Genomic DNA, 18,961 nt, shown 5'->3' on the forward strand with positions numbered 1-18,961 from the left:
CCCGCCCGCGCTTGGCCTCGCGCCTGCTCCCCTCTGCGGCGGCCCTCTTCCTGGGGGCCGCCGCCTGCTCCTCCCCGGACGCATCTCCCGCGCCCTCCCCGCCCGCGTCTGCGGCCTCGTTGCCGCCTGCGCCAGCGCCTCTCCCCTCGGCTGCGCCGCCGCCCGAACCCGCCCGCTGCGCCGCCGTCGTTTGCACCGCGATCGAGCGCTGCGACGAGGCCACGGGCGCGTGCGTCCCGCATTGCCCTGCCGGCGAGGTTTACATCCCGAAGACCGGGCCGGACGGGTTCGTCATGGGCAAAGGGTTTACCTTGAACGGCGGCGCGCGCCGCCTCCGCAAAGGGCACCAGCCCGACTCCGATCGCCCGCACCGCGTCGTCCTCACCCGCCCCTTTTGCATGGACGCGACCGAGGTCACCGTCGCGGCGATGAAGACGTGTGTCGACGCGAAGGCCTGCGACGCGCCGAAGACCCTCGAAGTATGGGCGAATTATCCTCGCCGCCCCGATCATCCGGCCAACGAAGTCTCCTGGGACAAGGCCAAGAAGTATTGCAAAGCCCAGGGGAAAGACCTCCCCACCGAGGCGCAATGGGAATGGGCGGCGACCGGCGGCGACGGACGCAAATGGCCCTGGGGCAACGACGAACCCACGTGCGAGCACGCTGATTTCACGATTGGCGTCCTCGTCTCGCCCGGCGGCGACTCCGGCTGCCACGGCGGCGGCACCTCGCCCGTTCGTTCTCATTTGAAGGGCGACCGCACCTGGCCCACCGGCACGCTCCACGACCTCGCGGGCAACGTATGGGAGTGGTGCGACGACACGTACGCCAAATATGGCACAGGCCCGGTCACGGATCCCCACGTGCAGAAGCCCGGCGTGCTCGTGCACGTGGTGCGCGGGGGCGGCTGGAATCGATCGAACCTCGGGATCCAGACGGCGTTTCGAGGCGCCGCCATTCATACCTACGAGGTCCCCGGGCTCGGCTTTCGTTGCGTGCGAAACCCTTGAACGCCCGGGGAGGGCCCCGCGCGGAGCCCTCCCCTCGCTCGTCCGCGATCAGAACACCATATCCATCTGATCCGGGATCACCTCACCTGCCTCGTTCACGCACGCCACCCCGGCGCCCGTCGCGTCCTTGCACCCGGTCGTCGCACACGGGTAGGCCGCGGCCTTCTGCGGGTTGGGCAGGATGAACATCGGATTCACGATCCACTTGTCCATGTAGTTCGCGTACGCGTTGCACATGATCTCGTTCTTGTTGCGGTTGATCACGAGCTTCAACATCGTCGCGTCGTGCAGGAACGAGATGTCCGTATCCGAATCACCCGCGCCGAAGACGGGACGCTTCTTCATGTCCGCGTTCGGCTTCTCGGCGTCGGGGCCGGTCACCCCGTAGATCACCTTGTTCATCCAGCAGCGTTTGCCCTCGATGTACGTGATCATCGTATTGCCGACCGGATTGCCGCCGTCGTTCCCCGACCCATCCACGACCGACCCGCAGCCCTCGAAGTCGTACGTGAGCTTCCCCGTCCCGTCGAGCAGGTTCCGGATCGCAATCACGTGATCCGCGCCCACGGCCACCCGCTCCGCGAACGCCTCCACGTTCGGCTGCGGCGACGCCGAGAGCACCCACACGTCGAGCCCGTTCTTCTGCATCACGTCGATCAGGTTCTTGATCTGATCGTACACCCGCACGTAGGCATTGACCGACGTCGTCCCGATCGTCTGCTTCGCCCCCTCCGCCGCGGCGAGCCCCTCCTCGATCGCCGTGTTCGCGAATGCCTTCATCTCGGCCGGCGTGTATCCCGCTTGCATCTGCGAGGCCCAGGCGTACGACGGCTCCATCGTGCGGTAGTTCCAGGCCTCGAACGCCGCCTTGGCGTCCGCCGTCTTCGCCGTCGTATACACGGCGAGGATCTCGTCCGCGCAATCCGCGTTCGTGCTCGTCGGCAGCGGCATCCCCGCGTCGACCAGGTCCCCGCACGCCGCGCTCAGCGCGTTCCGCGCTTCATTCGTCAAGAAGCGGCTCGTCGCGCGCCAATCCTTGTTCGGCGGCTGCATGATCTTGTCGTTCTTCACGAGCCAGAAGAACACGAGATCCCCCACGTCATTCTTGATGACCGTGTTGTCCCAGTCGAAAATCGCGACGGGCTTCTGCGCGGGATCGTAGGACGAGCCGTTCACCCCGGCCTCGTCGATCATCTTGTCGAGCGCTTCGCGGTTCTGCCCGTACCACACCAGGCTCGTATCCAGGTCGGGCGCGGCCATCGAGCCGCCCGCGCCCCCGGCGCCGCCCATTCCACCCATTCCACCGGCGCCCCCCATTCCACCGGCGCCGCCCATTCCACCGGCGCCCCCCATTCCGCCCGCGGCGCCCGTGCCGCCGGTCGCGCCTGCTCCCCCGTTTCCGCCGAACCCGTTCTCCCCCTCGTCCGTGCACGCCGACAGCGTCGCCATCCCCACAACGAGCGCGACGGGAAGAAAAGATCGAATCTTGTTCATGGCAAGGATCCCCTTTCAGAGAGCACCCTACCACGGAAAGCACGAATCCCGTGAACACCATTTTCACGACATCGTGGCAACCCGGTGAGCCATTCCCCATTTCCACGCGAAAAAGCCGCTCCAAGGCGCGAGCGCGCTTGCTCGATTCGATCCACGCTCCCGGCACATGGCCTTCCCGCCGGCCCCTCGATTCACGTCCAGGTCCCTCGCCCACCTCGCTCTCCTCGGCTTCGCCGCGTGTTCCCCCGCGCCGAAAGCCGAGCCGCAGGCATCCGCCCCGCCCCGCGCGCCCGAACGCGCCGCGGACGCCACGACGCCCGCGGCCACGCAAAGCGCCTCGTTCGAGCGGGAGGCCCGCGGCGCGAAGCTCCGCCTCGTCTTCCACGCCGATCCTCTCCCGAACCTCGTCTACCAGCTCGATTGCATGGCCGGCCGCCACCCTTGCTCCCGCGCCGCCTACGAGGCCCTCTGGCAGAACGACCTCGGCTGGGACGACGAGGATCGACGCGCGCTCGAAACGTTCCGCGAGATCCGCGAATCGTGGAACGGCCGCATCGAGCTCCGCACCCCCGCCCCCGCTGCGCCCCTCCCGCTGCCCCGCGCCGATCGCTCCGTCGCCGCGCGCCTCTCCATCGCCGGCCTCCTCGCCCACACGCCCGACGAGCACGTCCGGTACCTCGGCCTCGTCACGTCGCCCCAAGGCGCGCAGCGCGCCCAGGCCCTCGTCGACCATTTTCGCCCTCGATTCGATCGCTACTGGGAGCGCGAAGGCCGCGCCCATTGTGAGGCGTCCGCCGACAAGCTCGCCGCCCTCTTCCAGCGCGAGGGCCTCACGGGCCACGTCGAGACGCTCGTCGGGTTTTACCAGGCCGACCTCCCCGACGGCGCCCCGCTCCATTTCCACCTCATGGCCCGCCCCGCCCATCGCTCCGTCGACGCCGCCCGCCAGATCGGCGGCCACGCCGTCATCGAGATGCCCGCAGGCGTTCCCCCCGAGGCCCGCGCCCCCGTCGTCGTGCACGAAATGCTCCACCACCTGCACGCCGCCGCGACGGACGAGCGCCTCGCCGCGCTCTCCCGATCGTTCGTCGAGACGAAGGATCCCCTCGCCGCGGCCTCCTATGCCGTCCTCGACGAGGCCCTCGCCACCGCGCTCGGCACCGCCAAGGCCATGGGGCGCCTCGATCCGCCGGGTTTGTCCCAAAAGCTCGAAGCCCCGATGGGCCTGTATGCCGAGCCGACGATCGACCGCGTCGCCAAGGCCGCGCTCCCCTTCCTCGACGCGCGCCTCGCCGAGGGAAAGGGCCTGCACGACCCCGGCTTCGCGCCCGGCTTCCTCGCCGCCGTCCGCAAGGCCTTCCCGGACGGCCTGCCGCCCCTCGCCCACGCGCGCCCGCTCGTGGCCGTCGTCGCTCCCGGGTTATGGCCGGCGTTCCACGCCTTCGACGGCGCCGCCATGGCCTCCTCGCTCGGCGGCTCCACCGCCTCCGACGCCATGCGCGCGCCCGAGACCGTCGCTCTCTTCGCCTCGCGCCCGCACTGGGGCGGCGCGTTTTTCGTGACCCACGCCGAGGTCGCCGACCTCGCCCGCTTCGAGGGCCCCCTCGGCGCGGCCGCCGTCGCCGCGATCACCGCCGAGGCCGGGCGCACGCGCGCCTTCGTGTATTCGACGCAAAAAAGCCCCGGCGTGTATCGATTCGTCTTCGTCGCCGACGACCTGCCTTCGATGAACGACCTCGTCCGCGCCCTCGCGGCCCAGCCCGCGCCGTTCGAGGGCGCGCTGGAGGTCGTCGCGCGCCGCTCGGACCCGCATTGATGCGACGCTGAGCCCGCGGCCGACCACAAAAAGACGCCGCCCGCGCCATCCCGAGGACGACGCGGGCGGGTTTGGCGGGGCGCGATGGGCTCGCGCCTCGCCGATGCAGGGTCTCAGGACCGCTTGCTGCTGCGGCGGCGCTTGGCCATCCAGGCGCCCACCATCGCGAGGAAGCCGCCCACGGCGCCCATGTCGCGCGCCGGCGCCTCGTCACCCGGCACGGAGCAGCCGCAACCGCCGAGAACGACGGTGTCGTCGCTGCCGCCGCCTGCGCCACCGGCACCACCGGCGCCGCCCATACCACCGGTACCGCCGCCGCCTGCGCCGCCCATACCACCGGTACCGCCGCCGCCTGCGCCGCCCATACCACCGGCACCACCGGCGCCGCCCATGCCACCGGCACCGCCCATACCACCGGCACCGCCCATACCACCGGCACCACCGGCGCCGCCCATGCCACCGGCACCGCCGCCGCCCATGCCACCGGCGCCGCCCATGCCACCGGCACCGCCGCCGCCCATGCCACCGGCGCCGCCCATGCCACCGGCACCGCCGCCGCCGGCGCCGCCCATGCCACCGGCACCACCGGCACCGCCCATGCCACCGGCACCGCCCATACCACCGGCACCACCAGCGCCACCGGCACCGCCCATGCCGCCCTCACCGCCGGCACCGCCGCCGCCTGCGCCGCCTGCGCCACCGGCACCGCTCGAGCTGGAGCTGCTCGTCCCGCCCGGCGGCTGCACGAGCACGTCGACCGTATCCACCGCCGAAGCCTGACCGTCGTTCACGGCGAGCTGGAACGTGAACAGCGTATCCGCCACGACAGTCGGCGCCATGAAGTCCGGAGCCGCCGTGCTCGCCCCGTTCAGCCCCACGTCCGCGCCGACCAGCTGCGTCCACGCGTACGTCAGCGCATCGTTATCGGGATCCGAGCTGCCGGACCCATAGAGCATGACGTGATCGCCGCTCGTCACGACCTGATCCGGGCCCGCGTTCGCGATCGGCGGCTGGTTCGGGTCGTCGCAGGTCCCCTCATCCGCCACGATGTCCGAGAACGGCGTGTTCGTCAGGCCGGTAATGCTCAGGCTATCGATGTACCAGCCCAGGGTGCCGACCTCCTCGTCCGTGCCGATGCGGAAGCGGAGCTTGATGGTCTTGCCGGCGAACTGGTTGCTCAGGTCGATGTTCGTCGTGACGTTCGTGCCGGCCGCGAAGCCCGTGCTCTGCCCGAAGAAGCCCTTCTGGCCGAACAGCGGATTGCCGGCTTGCGCAAAGCCGATGTCGCCGTTGTAGGCCGCGCCGAGGTTCGCGTACGTGTTGATGTTGACCCAGGTCTGGCCGCCGTCCTGGCTCAGCTCGATGATGCCGCCGTCCCAGTTCGTGGCCGGCGTGCCGCTCCGCTCGAACTGATAACGGTGCACGAGCGCCATCGTCAGGTTGCCATTGCCCACCACGAGATCGGGCGACTCGTAGCGCTCGTCGGAGATGCCCGACGCGGCCTCGCCGTGGGCGAGCACGTTCGACGACGTCGCGAGCGGCCGGATCCGCGCCCACGCGTTGCTCGGGCCCGACGCATTCTTCGCCGTCCACGTCTCGATGTTGCTCTCCCACAGCTCGTTTGCCGTGACGCTCGACACGCTGTCGAAATGGCCCTTGCGCACGCTCGCGTTGCTGAGCGTCGGCGAGCAGGACCCGGGCGCGGTCAGGTCGACCTTGAGCTCCAGATCCGTGATCGTCGCGACGGAGTCCGCGAGCGCGATCGGGAGGAGGATCGTGTTCGAGGCGAGGATGTTCGTCGTCGGCAGCGCCGCGGTCGTGCCGTTCGGGAACGACACATTCGGGTTCGTCGAGCTCAACGTGACCGAGCCGCCGACGAGCGGCCCCCAGCCCTGGTTGCGCACCACCACGGTGACATTGCCGATCTCGCCGTTGTCGAGGACGCCGTCGTTGTCGCAGGACAGCACGCTGTCGTCGAGGTTCACCGAGAGGATCACCGGCTGCGGCGCCGCCACGTAGCTCTCGGTCACGCCCACGTTGGTGGTCGTGTTGCGCGGCGGCGAGATCGCGCAGGAGCCGGCGCCGCGGATGGCGAAGCCGGTCGCGAGGTCCTGGAAGTCCTCCACGTTCGACGCGACGGCCGTGGCGAGGATACCGTCGCGCTGCTCGGTGAACGTCGGGTTCACCGGGGCGAGCTGCATGCCGCCGGTCAGGTAATTGGCCATCTTGCGCTTGGCCTCGTCGAACGTGTGCCGCGGCGTCGGGGCGTATACGTCCTCGAGGATCTTCGCATACCCCTCGAGCACCATCATGGCCCAGACCTCGCCGGTGTTGTGCACCTCGGCGTTGGTGGCGCCGGCGGGCTGCGTGGGGATGCCGACCGGGAGCGGCTCGCCGTTCTGGATGTGCTTGAACGTGAGCGGGTTCTTCATGAAGTTGGTCGAGTAGGGATACCGCCGAATCCCGAAATACGCGCTATCGGTGAACGTCCCCCCGGCGTAGACCGCGCTCGCATACACGCCGTTCGGATCGTCGCCCTCGCGAATGAGCATGTGCAGCGCGACGGTGTCGCCCCAGCCCTCGCCCTGACCGCGGGCCTGCACCGAGTTGAGCGCGACGAGGCGATTGTGGATGTAATGGCCCCACTCGTGCGCCACGATGCCGTTGTCGATCGTGCCGTCGCGGAACGTCGTCGAGCGGTGCATCGTCGCCGTGATCGTCCCGGCGGCGATCTGCTGCTTCAGCGTGGTGCCGACGTCCTGCGTGACGCTCAACGCGCCGATGTCGGGGTTGCTGGTCTGGGCCGGATCGGGGCCGAGCCCCGGCGGATCCGCCGCGACGGCATTGTTCGCGATGATCACGCCCACCGCCCCCGCGGCCTCCGCGTTCAGCGTCTTCAACTGGAACGAGCAGGAGCCACGATCCGCGAGGACGATCTTGCCCGCAAAATTGCCCGTCAGCGCCTGGCAGGCGTCGGTGAGCGTACCCGTGTTGCCGCCGTCCGAATCGGCGGTCGAATTGTCCAGCGCGTACGCGACCTCCGCCGTGACGTTGAAGTTCAGCTCCCCGAACGAGGCGTCGCCCACCACGTATTCGGTGTTGCCCGGGTTCACCGTCAGGCCCGCGCTCAACGTCTGCGACCACAGGTACATCTGCATGCGCGGCGACGTCCCGTCCAAGGGCGTGTTCATGTTCGCGTTGTCGAGCGCCGGGAAGTCGTTCAGGAACGCATCCTGCGCCTCCGCCTTGATCGGGTCGTTGCCGGCGCCGCCGCGGCCGAAGTTGTCGGTCTGCGCGTTGCCCGCCGCCTCGTTGAAGCCCGAGTCGTACCAGTAGTCGTGCAGGTAGTTGTTGACGTAGAAGAGCTGCGTGATGGCAGCCTTCACCTGGTCCTGCGAAACGAGCGGATCCTGGCTCGTATCGAAGGTCCGATCGAACACGCCCGGCGCCGTCAAGTCGGCGCGGTAATCACCCGCGCTGAGGCCGTCGGGGTCCGTGTGATCGGCGTACGCGTCGACGTTGTTGCCGACCGTCTCCGTCGCGCCCGCCGGCAGCCACGGATCGAACGTGCCCTGCGGGTTCGTGTTGAACCCGTCCATCGTGACCAGGATCGGCGCCGAGAACGCCGGGAACGAGCCATCCGGCATGCCCGTCGGGTGCGGGGCGTAGTCGACCATCGGCCCCTCCGTCGGCGTGTACTTCGGCGCGCCGTCCGACCACACGCGGTACGTGTGCGCCGCGTCTTGCGTCCGGCTCGCGCGCATGAGGAGCCGCCCGTCGTCGGCCGCGATCACGTACGCGTAGAGCTCGGAGGCCCTCGTGCCCTTCTGCCCGCCCCAGATCTCGACGTAATACGCCGACACCAGCCGCTCCGGCATGGGGAAGTAGATCTTCTTGATGCGCGCCGGCTCCGTGAGCTCGATCCGCGCCGCCTTCGTCTCGGCCGTGGGCGTGAGGTTGTAGAAGTCATACCCGTGCGCGGGCTTCTTCGCGTTCTTGAAGGCCGCCGCGGGCACCTTCGTCGCGAAGAAATCGTTGAACGCGCGGGAGACGGCCGTGCCGGCGTCGAGCTTGAAGTTCTTGCCGCGCTTCATGCCGGCGGCCGCGGACGGGTGCAGGTTGCCGGCGATCGCCACGAGCTCGCGGCCCTGCGTCATCAGCACCTTGACGTCGTTCTGGAAGACCTCGATCCCGTCGACGTTCTGGCGGAACACCACGATGATGCCCCCGCCCGTCACGTCGTTCACCACCACGGGGACGGCCGCGTCGATCGCGTTCTTGCCCACGCCGTAGAGGTACGCATAGTGCTCGAGGTAGAGCCGCGCCGACGACGCGGGCGACGCCGTCGTCGCGCCCGGCGCCATCCAGCCGCCCTTCGGCGCCCAGAAGAACGTCGGCACGCCGCGCTTCTCGTCCACGCCCGTCACGCCGCCGACGGTCGCTCCGTGCAGGCTCTGCAGCGGACTCACGGACACCGCCGGGGCGTCGTCGTACGCATGGTAGTTCGGCAGATCCATGTCACCCGCGCGCGCCGTGGAGCCGGCGAGCAGCGTGATGAGAGCCGTGGCATATCGAGCAGAGCGCTTCATGATTCCTCCGCGCCAGAATCTTCGTGGTCATCCCGCTGGCAAACGCCGCGCGCGATGAGCGTTTTCGGTGATCTCGGACAAGGATTTGGCGCCCGTTGCGCCGCGAACATCCCCTGTACCCGTTTCGCGCACGGAAGGGAAGCCGTTCCACGCTCGCCGCGGCGCAGATCCTGCCGCGCCGTCACAGCGCTCGCGCGCCAGGATCCCTCGGCAGATAGAGCGCCGAACTGTTCGGCGCTCTGCGAGATCGCGAAGTGAGCTCGCCTCGCGTCCCCCCCTTGGGACAAAAGAGCTAGAACATCGAGCGGTTGTCAAACCGATCGATGTTCTAGCGTCCCAGGACGAACGCCCCGATCACCGCCGCCACCAGCGCCACGGCGAGCACCCCGGTCCTCCAAAGACCCTGGTTCCGCGCGGCGCGTCTCCCCTCGGACGTATCGTCCTGCCCGTCTGTGCTCGACTCTCCCACGACAAAGGTGACAATCTGGTCTCCGCGGTGGTCCCCGACGCTCCGCGAACGATAGGGGGCGGCCGTTACCTCCGCGGGAATGGGCACAGCCTCGGCGCCGAGGCGCACGGCGCCAAACCCGGCGAGCCGCATCTCGGCCCCGGACACCGTCCCTGCGGGCACCACGATCCTGCGCTCGCCGTCGAGCACCGGCACGTTCACGCGCCCCCCGCGCCGCGCGGTCTCCGCGTCGATCCGTACCTCGACGAACAGATCCACGCCTGCGCGTCGCAGGCGCGGGTGCGGCGCCACGATCACCTCGATCATCAAATCCCCGCGCTGCCCGCCCCCCAGCGGCGCTTCGTCTCCTTGCCCGGCCAGCCGCAGGACCTGCCCGTCGTCGATCCCCGCCGGCACCTTCACCGTGAGCGTTCGTTCCTGCAAAACGTGCCGTTTGCCCCCGCATACGGAGCACGCAAAAACGGGCGGACCGCCGAGCAAAACGCCGCTCCCTTTGCAGTCCGTGCAGTGCGCCTCGAACGTCGCCTTGATGACCTTGCTCGCGCCCGAAGCCGCCTCCTCCAGCGACACGAGCATCGGGATACGTCGATCCCGCCCCGACCCCGCCACCGGGCGGCGGAAAAAATCATCGAAGATCGCCTGGAATTGATCCTCGATCGGCCCGAACCCCTCGGGGTCTCCCTTTCGACCGTCCTTGGCCCCCATATCGACTCACGACGCCCTTGCGAGGCTCACGCCGTGTGGCTTCGCTGCTGGATGCATTCGCGCAGTGCGGCCTCGAAGCCCGCGCGGCTCGGATGCACGCGCACGCCCGGCATCACCACGCTCGCCGCCTGGATACCGAGCGCCACGAGCTTCGACTGCACGAGGAAATGGGCGCCCTCGTTCCCTTTCCCGTGATGACGAACCATTTCTGTCAGCCGCACGCGGGCTCGTGACTCGTAATCGGTCAGCTCCTCCCAGTCGTGAAAGCCCATGATCCGCCCGTCCTCGGCCCTGACCCTGCGCGCCATCGCCTCGATCACTGCTGCACACGGGTCGTCGAGGTAGCCCGTCACCCGCGTCACGAGCAGGCCACGTGCAGGCCGCCACAGCCGCATCGTCGCCCGCGCCGTCGTCGTGGTCTCGGCCTTGTCGACCGGCAGGAACTCCATCCCGAACGACTACCGCGCGAGGCAGAACCCGTCAATTCCGCCTGGACGGCCTCCACGGCCGGAATCCTGCCACAGCGGAAAAGCCCGCGCTGGGATCGCTTGCCACTTTGGCAACCTGCGGCGTGCCGCGCGCCGGAATGTCCCGATCCTGGCGAACGAGGCGCGCGTTCCTTCGGCAAAACGCGCTCGTACCGGCCTGGCACCGAACTTGATATCCTGGCGCCCCATGCCGCCCGAGCCTTACCGCACCCCCTCTTGCCCCACCTGCGCTGCACCTCACGTCGAGCAAGTGCGCATCTGCGAGCTCTGCGAGGAGCCGTTCGTCCCCGGCGTCGCGGGCGCCGGTGCCTGCGATCCGTGCCTGCGCAAAGCGAGCCGCGTCGTCGCGCGCGCGGCCGCCGAACAGCCCGCGCCGAGGCACACCAGGGCGGTCCTTCGCTGGCTGCCCGTCGCGCTCGCCGTCCTCACGGTCGGCATTCTGTCGTTCAATACGCTCGTCTTCGTCGATACGGCGCGACGCCTCACCGAGCTCCGCGCCGCGCCGCCCCCCGCCGGAAAACACCACGGGAAGTCCAAGGGCAAACCCAAGAAGCCCCCGCCGCCCAAGCCAAACGTCGCGCCGCCTGCGCCTCCTCCGCCGCGCGAAGAGGCCACGCTCGACACCACGAGCGTTCCGGCCCTCACGAGCGTCCTCGCCGCGCTAAATCCCGAGGTCCACGATCCGGACACCTTGCTCGCGCGCGTCCAGAAGCTCCGCGAGGCCGGGCTCGACATCTTCCTCGTCCGCACGAACCTCGGCAAGAACATCCTCGACGGCGGCGACCTCCGCACGCGCATCAGCCCCGTGCTCCAGGGCGGAAAAACCGTCGGCGTGCGCTTCTCGCGCCTCGGCCCCGACTCGATGGACGCGCTCGCGGGCGTCCAGCCGGGCGACGTCCTCGTCTCCATCAATGGATTCGGCGTCGATAGCCCCGACCGCGCGCTGAGCGGCTACGCGTCCTCCCGGGAAAAGGGCGGCGCCGTCTTCGAAATCTTCCGCAATGGCCGCCGCGGCGTGCTCGTCGCCCACTGGCCCAAGTGATCCGCGCCGCCGGGGACGGCCACGAAAACCTGGAGTCGCCCTTCGGGTTTTGGTAGACGTTCTCCATGGCGATCTTCCGAACCTCGTCGATCGCGCCCGTGGCCCTGCTGGCGCTCGCCTGCGGCTGCGGCGGCGCGCAGACGAACCCCGAGACCCCGACCGAGGCCTCCACGGCCGAGGCGACGCCGTCCACGCCCCCCGCCCCTCCGCCCCCGAAAACGGAGGAGGCTCCGAAGCCGCCTCCGGCCGACGAGGCGAAGACGGAGCCTGCCCCGGACAAACCTGCCCCGACGGAGCTCGCGGAGGCCCCGAAGGCGCCGTCGATCACGTGCGAGCCCAAGTCCGGCGCGGCCGCGGGACCGAAAAAGAAGCTCGAGATCAGCGTGGATCGATCCCGCGTCGACCTCGAAGGGCACCGGCTCGAGGTCAAGCTCACGCGTGCCGCGTGCAAGGTCGAGATCCAGGTCATCGGCGAATCCGGCAAGATCCTGGCGAACGCGGCGAAGGCGTTCGAGGGCGCGGCGGCGGGCACGGTGCTCGCGGTCGACTGGAGCCCGATCCGGGCCGAGACCGTCTCGCGCATCGAGGTCTGGGGCCACGACACCGAGGGCAACTACGTCGGCGTGGCGATCACGCCGTGGAACGTGAAGATCGACCACGAGGAGGTCAATTTCGAGACCGACTCGGACAAGATCCGCGACGCCGAGGTGCCCAAGCTCGAAGCGAGCCTCGACAAGGTCAAGGACGCCCTCGCGAAGCACCAGGATCTCAAGGGCATCGCGCTCTACATCGCGGGCCATACCGACACGGTGGGCAGCCCCGAGCACAACCTGAACCTCTCGCGCAAGCGGGCGCGCGCGATCGCGGCCTGGTTCCGCGGCCGCGGCCTGAAGATCCCGGTCGCGTGGGAGGGATTCGGCGAGCACAGCCCGATCGTGAAGACGGGGGACGAGGTCGCGGAGGCGAAAAACCGCCGTGTCGATTACATCCTCGCCCTCGACCCGCCGCGCTTGCCACAGGGCGCGGTGACGTTCGGATGGAAGGCGCTTTAGCCTAGAGGAAGAACTGGTTGCAGCAGGTCGTCGCGAGCCCGCACTGGTATGCGCCGGGCTCGTGCGAACATTTGCCGACCTCGACCCCGTCGACGAAGCAAGTGCAAGCAGCCTGCCCTGTGCTCCATCCACAAGAGACACGAGCGGCCTTGCCGTTGCACGTACCACTGCAAGGGCAATTGCCGCCGGACGACTCGTGACAAAAGCCATCGGTGACGCACGAGAGCGCGCCCGCGTCGCTCTCGCCTTCTCCGCCGGCTTCACCGCCTCCGGCTCCACCTTCGCCCGTTTCAGGCGACGCGACGATCGACGGCTCGCTCCCGCCTTGTGCGTCCTTTTCGCTCCAGCCGCTCACATAACTGTCATTGCAAGCCGCGAAGGACCCGAACACGAGCGCCCCGAGCAATCCGGCCAACGTCTTTTGCATGGCGTCGGAGGCTAGTTCGTCGCGCGCCGTCGTCGATCATGGGCTGCCCGACACGGGTGAAGCGAATACGCACGAGCGGCGCGGGAATCAGCTCTGCGCCTCGATCTCCACGCCCCACATCTCCTTGCCGTCCCCGTCGTGCAGCGAAGCACGAAGTCGACCGGTTTTTCCGTCGATCACGAGCATCCCGAACGACTGCTTCCCGCCTGCGGGCCCGACCGGCGGATCCCCCTGCTTCCGATTCTGGAATTTTACCTCTGGCCCGAACGTCTCGTCGAGCGGCGCCGGCCCGAACGTACCCGCGTGCAGCGGCCCGGCCACGAATTCCCAGAACGGATCGAACTTCGTCCTCTTCGCCCGCGAAGGGTCATAATGGTGCGCAGCGGCGTAATGCACGTCCGCCGTGACCCATAGGACGTTCCGGATACGTTTTTCCTGAAGGAACGACAGGATCGACGCAATCTCCAGCTCCCGCCCGAGCGGCGGCCCCTCCCCGTTCGCGAATCCGTCCTGCGCCGTGGGACCATCCGGCACCACGAGGCCGATCGGCTGGTCGCATGCGACGATCTTCCACGTCGCCGTCGACCGCACGAGCGCCTCTTTCAGCCACGCCATCTGCGCATCGCCGAAGATGATCGCCGGCTCTTTTTCCTCGCGGTTCGGCCCATTCGGCGTACGAAAGCTCCGCGCGTCGAGCACGAAGACCTCCACGCGGGGCCCGTACGAAAGCACCCGATGAATGGGCCCTTGCCGCATCGGCGCATACTCGAACATGGCCTGCTTCGCGAACCCGGCGAGCACCGACGCCCGCCGCTCCTTGTACCTCGGATCGCTGAGCACCTGCCCGGGAAACCAGTTGTTGCGCACCTCGTGATCGTCCCATTGCACGATCGTCGGCACGGCCGCGTGCAGCCGCCGCACGTGCTCGTCGAGGAAGTTGTACGCGAAATTGCCACGAAACTCCTCCAGCGTCTCGGCCACCTTTGATTTCGCCGGCGTCACGAGGTTCTTCCAGACCGACCCATCGGGCAGCTCGACCTCCTCCGACAAGGGATTGTCCGCGTAGATCCGATCCCCCGAATGAAGGAACAGATCCGGCGCGAGCTCTGCGATCGACGCATATGTCTTCATCCCGCCGCGGTCCACGTCGATCCCGAACCCTTGCCCGACCGTATCGCCCGACCACACGATCTTCACATCCTCCCCCGGCCCCGGCGGCGCGCGCAGCGTCCCCGCGGCCTCCACGCTCCGCGCGCGCCCCACGTCATCCGCCTCGAAGACCACGCGATAATGGATCCGCTTCCCGACCGGCAAACCCGTCAGCTCCATGCGCACCGTGAAATCGTTCTCGGCCATCGCAACGGGCCCCTCGAGCTTTCGCGTGTCGGTGAACCGATCCTCGGTCCCCCATTCCACGAGGAGCCGCGCGGGCCGATCCGTCTTGCTCCAGAGCACGACCCTGTCGGCCGTGGGATCGCCGGTCTGCACGCCAAACGGAAGCGTCGGTCGTGCCGCCTCGGGCGTCACGACCCCCGGCGCCCCCGGCGAACCACACTGCCCAGCGCAGGACGGGAGCGCGAGCGCGGAGAGGGAACCGAGGAGAAAATGGCGGCGGGGGAGGAGGAGCGTGGACATGGAGAGCGGAAGGAGGATCGCCTGGGGCGAAGGCGATGGCAAGGGGCTCTGCGAGGAACCCCACGGGGTTCGTCCCGGAACACGTGGACAAACGTTTTTCTTGACAGAACGAGAGGCTCCCGTGGTAGGAGGGCCCGGTGAGCGACCCTCTTGTCGCTGCGTCGCCCGATCCCGTGGATCCCTTCCCTGCGGAGGCTCTGCCATGGTACCCTTCGGACATGGGCAACGCGGCGCGCAACCTCGGCACCGACGATCCGACCTTCTACCCGACCCACGACGACATGGGTGAAAGCGCGCTCCAGACGCTCATCATCGAGCTGTTCCGCCCCTTGCTCGCCCGCTTCCTCGCGTCACAGGGGGTCCGGGCATTCGTGGGGTCCGATCAGTTCATCTACTGGGTCCAGTACGCCCCGACGGTGACGGTCGCGCCCGACCTTTACGTCCTCCCGGGCGTGGATCCCGAGAGCGCGCCGAAATGCTGGAAGGTATGGGAGACCGGCATCGTCCCGAGCTTTGCGCTCGAGGTGATGGCGGAAGAGAACCAGAAAGACCAGGAACAGGCGCCGCGCCGCTACGACGAGCTCGGGGTGAATGAGCTCGTCGTGTTCGACCCGCACGCGGCCGAATTTCCCGACCGCATCCGGTTCAGCGTTTACCGTCGAAATGCACGCGGCAAGCTCGTCCAGGTCGAGGTCACGGATGCCGATCGTATCCGCTCGACGGTGCTCGGTTGCTTCATGCGCGTGGTCGGGACCGGCGCGGCGCAACGCTTGCGGGTCGGTCTCGGGCCCAGCGGGGACGAGCTCCTCCCGACCGAGGCTGAGCTTGCCGAACGGGAGCGCATGCGTGCCGAGCAGGAGCGCCTACGGGCCAACGCAGCAGAGGCGGAAAATGCACGTCTTCGCGTCGAGCTCGAACGGCTGCGCCGCGGCGGCGCGTAAAGAAGGGGATGGTCGTCCCGCGGTCCCGCCCCGCCCTCGCCCTCGCCCTCTCCCTCAGCCTGTGCGCCGCCTGCGCCGCCCCTCCGCGCCCCGAGGAGCACCAAACCACCGCATCCGCATCCGCTCTCGCAACCGCATCCGCATCCGCTCCCGTCACCATTCCCGCCTCCGCCTCCGCAACCAGCCGCCCCACCTTCCCGCCCGACGCCGAATCCCGCCTCGACGCGGCTGTCCGCGGCGCCATCGATCGCGGCGAGGTCCCCGGCGCCGTTCTCCTCGTCGTTCGCGCGCACCGCGTCGTCCTGCGCAAAGCCTATGGCCTCCGCGCAAAGGAGCCCTCTCCCACGCCGATGGCTCTCGATACCGTCTTCGACCTCGCCAGCCTCACCAAGCCCATGGCCACCGCGAGCTCGATCCTCCTCCTCGCCGAACGCCAAACCTTGCGCCTCGACGATCCCGCGCAGAAATGGCTCCCCGATTTCACCGGTGACGACCGCGCGCGCGTCACCCTCACCCACCTCCTGCTCCACACCTCCGGCCTCCCCGCCGGCGATGCGATTTCCTCGTACGCCGACGGCGAAACCCGCGCCCTCGCCCGCATTCAAAAAACCAAGCTCCTCCACCCTCCCGGCGAGGCCCACGTCTACAGCGACCTCGGGTACCTCCTCCTCGGCGCAATCGTCCGTCGCGCCTCGGGCGAGCCCCTCGACGTGTTCGCCGCGAAAAACCTCTTCGAGCCCCTCGACATGAAGGACACCACCTTCCGCCCCGGGCCCCGGCTCGCCGCGCGCGCGGCGCCCACCGAACGCGCCCAGGACAAACTCCTCCTCGGCGAGGTCCACGATCCGCGCGCCCGCGCCCTCGGCGGCGTGGCCGGACATGCGGGGCTCTTCTCCACCGCGAACGACGTCGGCCGCTTCGTCCGTATGCTCCTCGACGGCGGCGAATTCGAGGGCCGCCGTATCCTCTCGAAGACCTCCGTCCGCGCAATGACCGAGCTCCTCCCCTTGCCCCTCCGCGAAGGTAGCCCCGACAAACCTTTGTCGCGGAGCCTCGCGCTCGGCTCGCTCTTCGGCGGGATCGGGCATACCGGGTTCACGGGCACCGCCTTCTGGCTCGACGTCCGCCGCGGCGACGCCGTCGTCCTGCTCGCGAGCCGCCTCCATCCCGACGGAAAAGGCGACGCCGCGCGCCTCCGTCGCGACGTCGCGAATGCCGCGGCAGCGATCCCCCCAAGCCCGCCCGCGGCCCGCGTCCGCGTGGGCCTCGACGTCCTCGCCGCGCGCGGGTTCGACGTCCTCGCGGGCCGCAAGATCGGCCTCATCACGAACCACACGGGCAAGGACGCGCGCGGCGAGCGCACGATCGACGTCCTCGCCGCCTCGAAATCCTTCGAGCTCAAAGCCATCTTCAGCCCCGAGCACGGCCTCGGCGCCGACAAGGACGCCCTCGTCCCCGGCGGAAAAGACGCCCGCACCGGCTTACCCGTCCATAGCCTCTACGGCGCGGCTCGCCGCCCCACGGACGCCATGCTCGCCGGCCTCGACACCCTCGTCTTCGACGTGCAGGACGCTGGCACCCGGTTTTACACGTACATCAGCACGATGGGCTATGCCCTCGAAGAGGCCGCGAAGCGCCGCCTGCGCTTCGTCGTCCTCGATCGACCGAACCCGCTCGGCGGAATGGCGCTGGAGGGCCCCCTCCTCGATCCCGGGCGCGCTTCGTTCGTCGCGTACCATTCGATCCCCGTGCGCCACGGCATGACCGTCGGCGAGCTCGCGCGGCTCTTCGACGCGGAGAAAAAGCTCGCCGCCGATCTCCACGTCGTGCCGCTCGAAGGCTGGGATCGCTCTTCCCGATTCGACAAGACCGGCCTCCCCTGGGTGAACCCCTCCCCCAATCTGCGCAGCGTGACCGAAGCCCTCCTGTATCCTGGCGTGGGCTTGCTCGAATTGACGAACGTCAGCGTCGGGCGCGGCACGGGCAAGCCCTTCGAGCGCGTGGGCGCGCCGTTCCTCGCCGGCGCGCGCCTCGCCGCCGAGCTCGCGCGTTTTGGCCTCCCCGGCGTGCGCTTCTCGCCCGTCCGCTTCACCCCCGCGTCGAGCACGCACGCCGGCGTGCCTTGCGAAGGCGTCGCGCTCGACGTCACCGATCCCGCGCAGATCGAGCCTGTCCGCGTGGGCCTCGCGATTGCGATCGTTTTGCGCAAGCTTCACCCCGAGGAATGGCAGCCCTCCGGCCTCTTGACCCTGCTCGGAAACGCACGTGTCCACGAGGCGCTCGTCCGCGGCGAGGATCTTCCGCGCCTCGTCGCGCTCTACGAGCAGGATCTTAAGGTTTTTTCGGAGCGCCGCAGGCCACACCTGCTCTACTCCGCGTTTGAGCAGGACAATCGATCGGACATTGTTCATCCTCTCGGTAGGTAGGACATTGTTCATCACGACATAAGATGAAAAACCGTGACGGACGGAGGTTCCGTGTTATCATCTGGAAACGACACGGACGGCGCGCGACGGTGAATGGCCGGCGCGCCTCCGCGACCGAGGAGGAACCGATGGACAAGGTCTCGCTGACGTACTTCGTCGATTTCGTGCTGAAGTCCGGGACGCCCAAGCTCACCGGCGTGCGCGAGTACAAGGAGCGCAAAGACGAGCTCAGCACGGACTTTTATCGTCCGATCCGGGAGGCCATCGTCGAGATGCACAAGAACGGCCTGCCGGCCTCCACGCTGACCGAGGTCACGCGCGCGCAGGACGACGAGAAGCGGCAGAAGCATTATCCGCTCGTGATCGCCGGATATCGCTCGTTCCTCGCCGAGGGCCCGATGAATTTCTTCGAGCCCCCGCGCGCGGGCCTCTCGCTCGGCGCGCTCGAGATCGACGTGAACCCCGAGCTCGGGCTCGTCCTCTCGGGCAAACCGCACCTGATCAAGCTCTATTTCCGCAGCGAGCCGCTCACGCCGCGCCGCACCGCCGTGATCCTCGCGCTCCTCTCGCGCGGCCTCTGCGAAGGGCACCCCGAATACGTGCCCGCCGTGCTCGACGTGCGCAATGGCAAGCTGCACACCTACGCGAACACGAGCTCGCGCATCGACGTCCTCTTGCGCGGCGAAGCCGCTGCGTTTGCCGCGATGTACGGATCCGTTTGACCCTCAACGAACTCCGTTCGCGCGCCGGATCCACACCGGCCCTTGCGGACGGAGTTCGAGCCCATTCTTTCCTTCGCGAAGCACGAGCGCCCCGTCCGGCAGCGCCTCCCCCTTCTCGGGGCGCTCATGGATCGGGCGCATAGGA

14 protein-coding genes are annotated in these 18,961 nt (G+C 68.7%); 7 read left to right on the forward strand and 7 right to left on the reverse strand.

Annotated features, from left to right (window positions below):
- Nucleotides 1–11 precede the first annotated feature (11 nt).
- Nucleotides 12–1,010, forward strand: coding sequence for a formylglycine-generating enzyme family protein (locus E8A74_RS27420; protein ID WP_136932038.1), 999 nt, complete (start codon nucleotides 12–14; stop codon nucleotides 1,008–1,010).
- Nucleotides 1,011–1,058: 48 nt separating this feature from the next.
- On the opposite strand, the gene E8A74_RS27425 is transcribed toward E8A74_RS27420, so the two are convergent.
- Complete coding sequence (locus tag E8A74_RS27425) at nucleotides 1,059–2,504, reverse strand: haloacid dehalogenase-like hydrolase (protein WP_211365458.1); 1,446 nt, start codon at nucleotides 2,502–2,504, stop codon at nucleotides 1,059–1,061.
- Between the two features lie 166 nt (nucleotides 2,505–2,670).
- On the opposite strand from E8A74_RS27425, the gene E8A74_RS27435 reads away from it, so the two are divergent.
- Nucleotides 2,671–4,320, forward strand: coding sequence for a hypothetical protein (locus tag E8A74_RS27435; protein WP_136932040.1), 1,650 nt, complete (start codon nucleotides 2,671–2,673; stop codon nucleotides 4,318–4,320).
- Nucleotides 4,321–4,433: 113 nt separating this feature from the next.
- Here E8A74_RS27435 and E8A74_RS27440 read toward each other — a convergent pair whose 3' ends face one another.
- The 3 genes from E8A74_RS27440 to E8A74_RS27450 form a co-directional block, all read right to left on the reverse strand.
- Nucleotides 4,434–8,909 carry a M36 family metallopeptidase gene (locus E8A74_RS27440; protein WP_136932041.1) on the reverse strand — a complete coding sequence of 1,492 codons (4,476 nt, stop codon included), beginning with the start codon at nucleotides 8,907–8,909 and terminating at the stop codon, nucleotides 4,434–4,436.
- 328 nt (nucleotides 8,910–9,237) lie between these two features.
- Complete coding sequence (locus tag E8A74_RS27445; protein ID WP_136932042.1) at nucleotides 9,238–10,083, reverse strand: DnaJ C-terminal domain-containing protein; 846 nt, start codon at nucleotides 10,081–10,083, stop codon at nucleotides 9,238–9,240.
- A gap of 26 nt (nucleotides 10,084–10,109) precedes the next feature.
- Nucleotides 10,110–10,532, reverse strand: coding sequence for a hypothetical protein (locus tag E8A74_RS27450; protein WP_136932043.1), 423 nt, complete (start codon nucleotides 10,530–10,532; stop codon nucleotides 10,110–10,112).
- A 226-nt stretch (nucleotides 10,533–10,758) separates the two neighbouring features.
- On the opposite strand from E8A74_RS27450, the gene E8A74_RS27455 reads away from it, so the two are divergent.
- Nucleotides 10,759–11,613 carry a hypothetical protein gene (locus tag E8A74_RS27455; RefSeq protein WP_136932044.1) on the forward strand — a complete coding sequence of 285 codons (855 nt, stop codon included), beginning with the start codon at nucleotides 10,759–10,761 and terminating at the stop codon, nucleotides 11,611–11,613.
- Nucleotides 11,614–11,678: 65 nt separating this feature from the next.
- Entirely contained in the window at nucleotides 11,679–12,665 is a 987-nt protein-coding gene (locus E8A74_RS27460; protein WP_232379766.1) for an OmpA family protein, read from the forward strand.
- 1 nt (nucleotide 12,666) lies between these two features.
- Here E8A74_RS27460 and E8A74_RS27465 read toward each other — a convergent pair whose 3' ends face one another.
- Nucleotides 12,667–13,092, reverse strand: coding sequence for a hypothetical protein (locus E8A74_RS27465; RefSeq protein WP_136932045.1), 426 nt, complete (start codon nucleotides 13,090–13,092; stop codon nucleotides 12,667–12,669).
- Nucleotides 13,093–13,179: 87 nt separating this feature from the next.
- The gene (locus E8A74_RS27470) at nucleotides 13,180–14,727 is read right to left on the reverse strand and encodes an alkaline phosphatase D family protein (RefSeq protein WP_136932046.1); all 1,548 of its coding nucleotides are present in this window, start codon (nucleotides 14,725–14,727) and stop codon (nucleotides 13,180–13,182) included.
- A 137-nt stretch (nucleotides 14,728–14,864) separates the two neighbouring features.
- On the opposite strand from E8A74_RS27470, the gene E8A74_RS27475 reads away from it, so the two are divergent.
- The 3 genes from E8A74_RS27475 to E8A74_RS27485 all read left to right on the forward strand — a co-directional run bounded on the left by E8A74_RS27475 (nucleotide 14,865) and on the right by E8A74_RS27485 (nucleotide 18,816).
- Nucleotides 14,865–15,668 carry a Uma2 family endonuclease gene (locus tag E8A74_RS27475; protein WP_136932047.1) on the forward strand — a complete coding sequence of 268 codons (804 nt, stop codon included), beginning with the start codon at nucleotides 14,865–14,867 and terminating at the stop codon, nucleotides 15,666–15,668.
- Between the two features lie 8 nt (nucleotides 15,669–15,676).
- Nucleotides 15,677–18,094, forward strand: a complete 2,418-nt coding sequence (locus E8A74_RS54990; RefSeq protein WP_136932048.1) for an exo-beta-N-acetylmuramidase NamZ domain-containing protein — start codon at nucleotides 15,677–15,679, stop codon at nucleotides 18,092–18,094.
- 128 nt (nucleotides 18,095–18,222) lie between these two features.
- Entirely contained in the window at nucleotides 18,223–18,816 is a 594-nt protein-coding gene (locus E8A74_RS27485) for a hypothetical protein (RefSeq protein ID WP_136932049.1), read from the forward strand.
- A 3-nt stretch (nucleotides 18,817–18,819) separates the two neighbouring features.
- Here E8A74_RS27485 and E8A74_RS52750 read toward each other — a convergent pair whose 3' ends face one another.
- Complete coding sequence (locus E8A74_RS52750; RefSeq protein WP_170229411.1) at nucleotides 18,820–18,957, reverse strand: hypothetical protein; 138 nt, start codon at nucleotides 18,955–18,957, stop codon at nucleotides 18,820–18,822.
- Nucleotides 18,958–18,961 lie beyond the last annotated feature (4 nt).

The sequence above is a fragment of the Polyangium fumosum genome (assembly GCF_005144585.1).
Classification (GTDB): domain Bacteria; phylum Myxococcota_A; class Polyangia; order Polyangiales; family Polyangiaceae; genus Polyangium; species Polyangium fumosum.

What these genes read in the sequence shown, in the direction of transcription:
- E8A74_RS27455 (WP_136932044.1), top strand. Translation starts at nt 10,759, where the DNA reads ATGCCGCCCGAGCCTTACCGCACCCCCTCTTGCCCCACCTGCGCTGCA.
- E8A74_RS27465 (WP_136932045.1), bottom strand. Translation starts at nt 13,092, where the DNA reads ATGCAAAAGACGTTGGCCGGATTGCTCGGGGCGCTCGTGTTCGGGTCC.
- E8A74_RS52750 (WP_170229411.1), bottom strand. Translation starts at nt 18,957, where the DNA reads ATGCGCCCGATCCATGAGCGCCCCGAGAAGGGGGAGGCGCTGCCGGAC.
- E8A74_RS27440 (WP_136932041.1), bottom strand. Translation starts at nt 8,909, where the DNA reads ATGAAGCGCTCTGCTCGATATGCCACGGCTCTCATCACGCTGCTCGCC.
- E8A74_RS27435 (WP_136932040.1), top strand. Translation starts at nt 2,671, where the DNA reads ATGGCCTTCCCGCCGGCCCCTCGATTCACGTCCAGGTCCCTCGCCCAC.
- E8A74_RS27460 (WP_232379766.1), top strand. Translation starts at nt 11,679, where the DNA reads ATGGCGATCTTCCGAACCTCGTCGATCGCGCCCGTGGCCCTGCTGGCG.
- E8A74_RS54990 (WP_136932048.1), top strand. Translation starts at nt 15,677, where the DNA reads ATGGTCGTCCCGCGGTCCCGCCCCGCCCTCGCCCTCGCCCTCTCCCTC.
- E8A74_RS27485 (WP_136932049.1), top strand. Translation starts at nt 18,223, where the DNA reads ATGGACAAGGTCTCGCTGACGTACTTCGTCGATTTCGTGCTGAAGTCC.
- E8A74_RS27445 (WP_136932042.1), bottom strand. Translation starts at nt 10,083, where the DNA reads ATGGGGGCCAAGGACGGTCGAAAGGGAGACCCCGAGGGGTTCGGGCCG.
- E8A74_RS27450 (WP_136932043.1), bottom strand. Translation starts at nt 10,532, where the DNA reads ATGGAGTTCCTGCCGGTCGACAAGGCCGAGACCACGACGACGGCGCGG.
- E8A74_RS27470 (WP_136932046.1), bottom strand. Translation starts at nt 14,727, where the DNA reads ATGTCCACGCTCCTCCTCCCCCGCCGCCATTTTCTCCTCGGTTCCCTC.
- E8A74_RS27425 (WP_211365458.1), bottom strand. Translation starts at nt 2,504, where the DNA reads ATGAACAAGATTCGATCTTTTCTTCCCGTCGCGCTCGTTGTGGGGATG.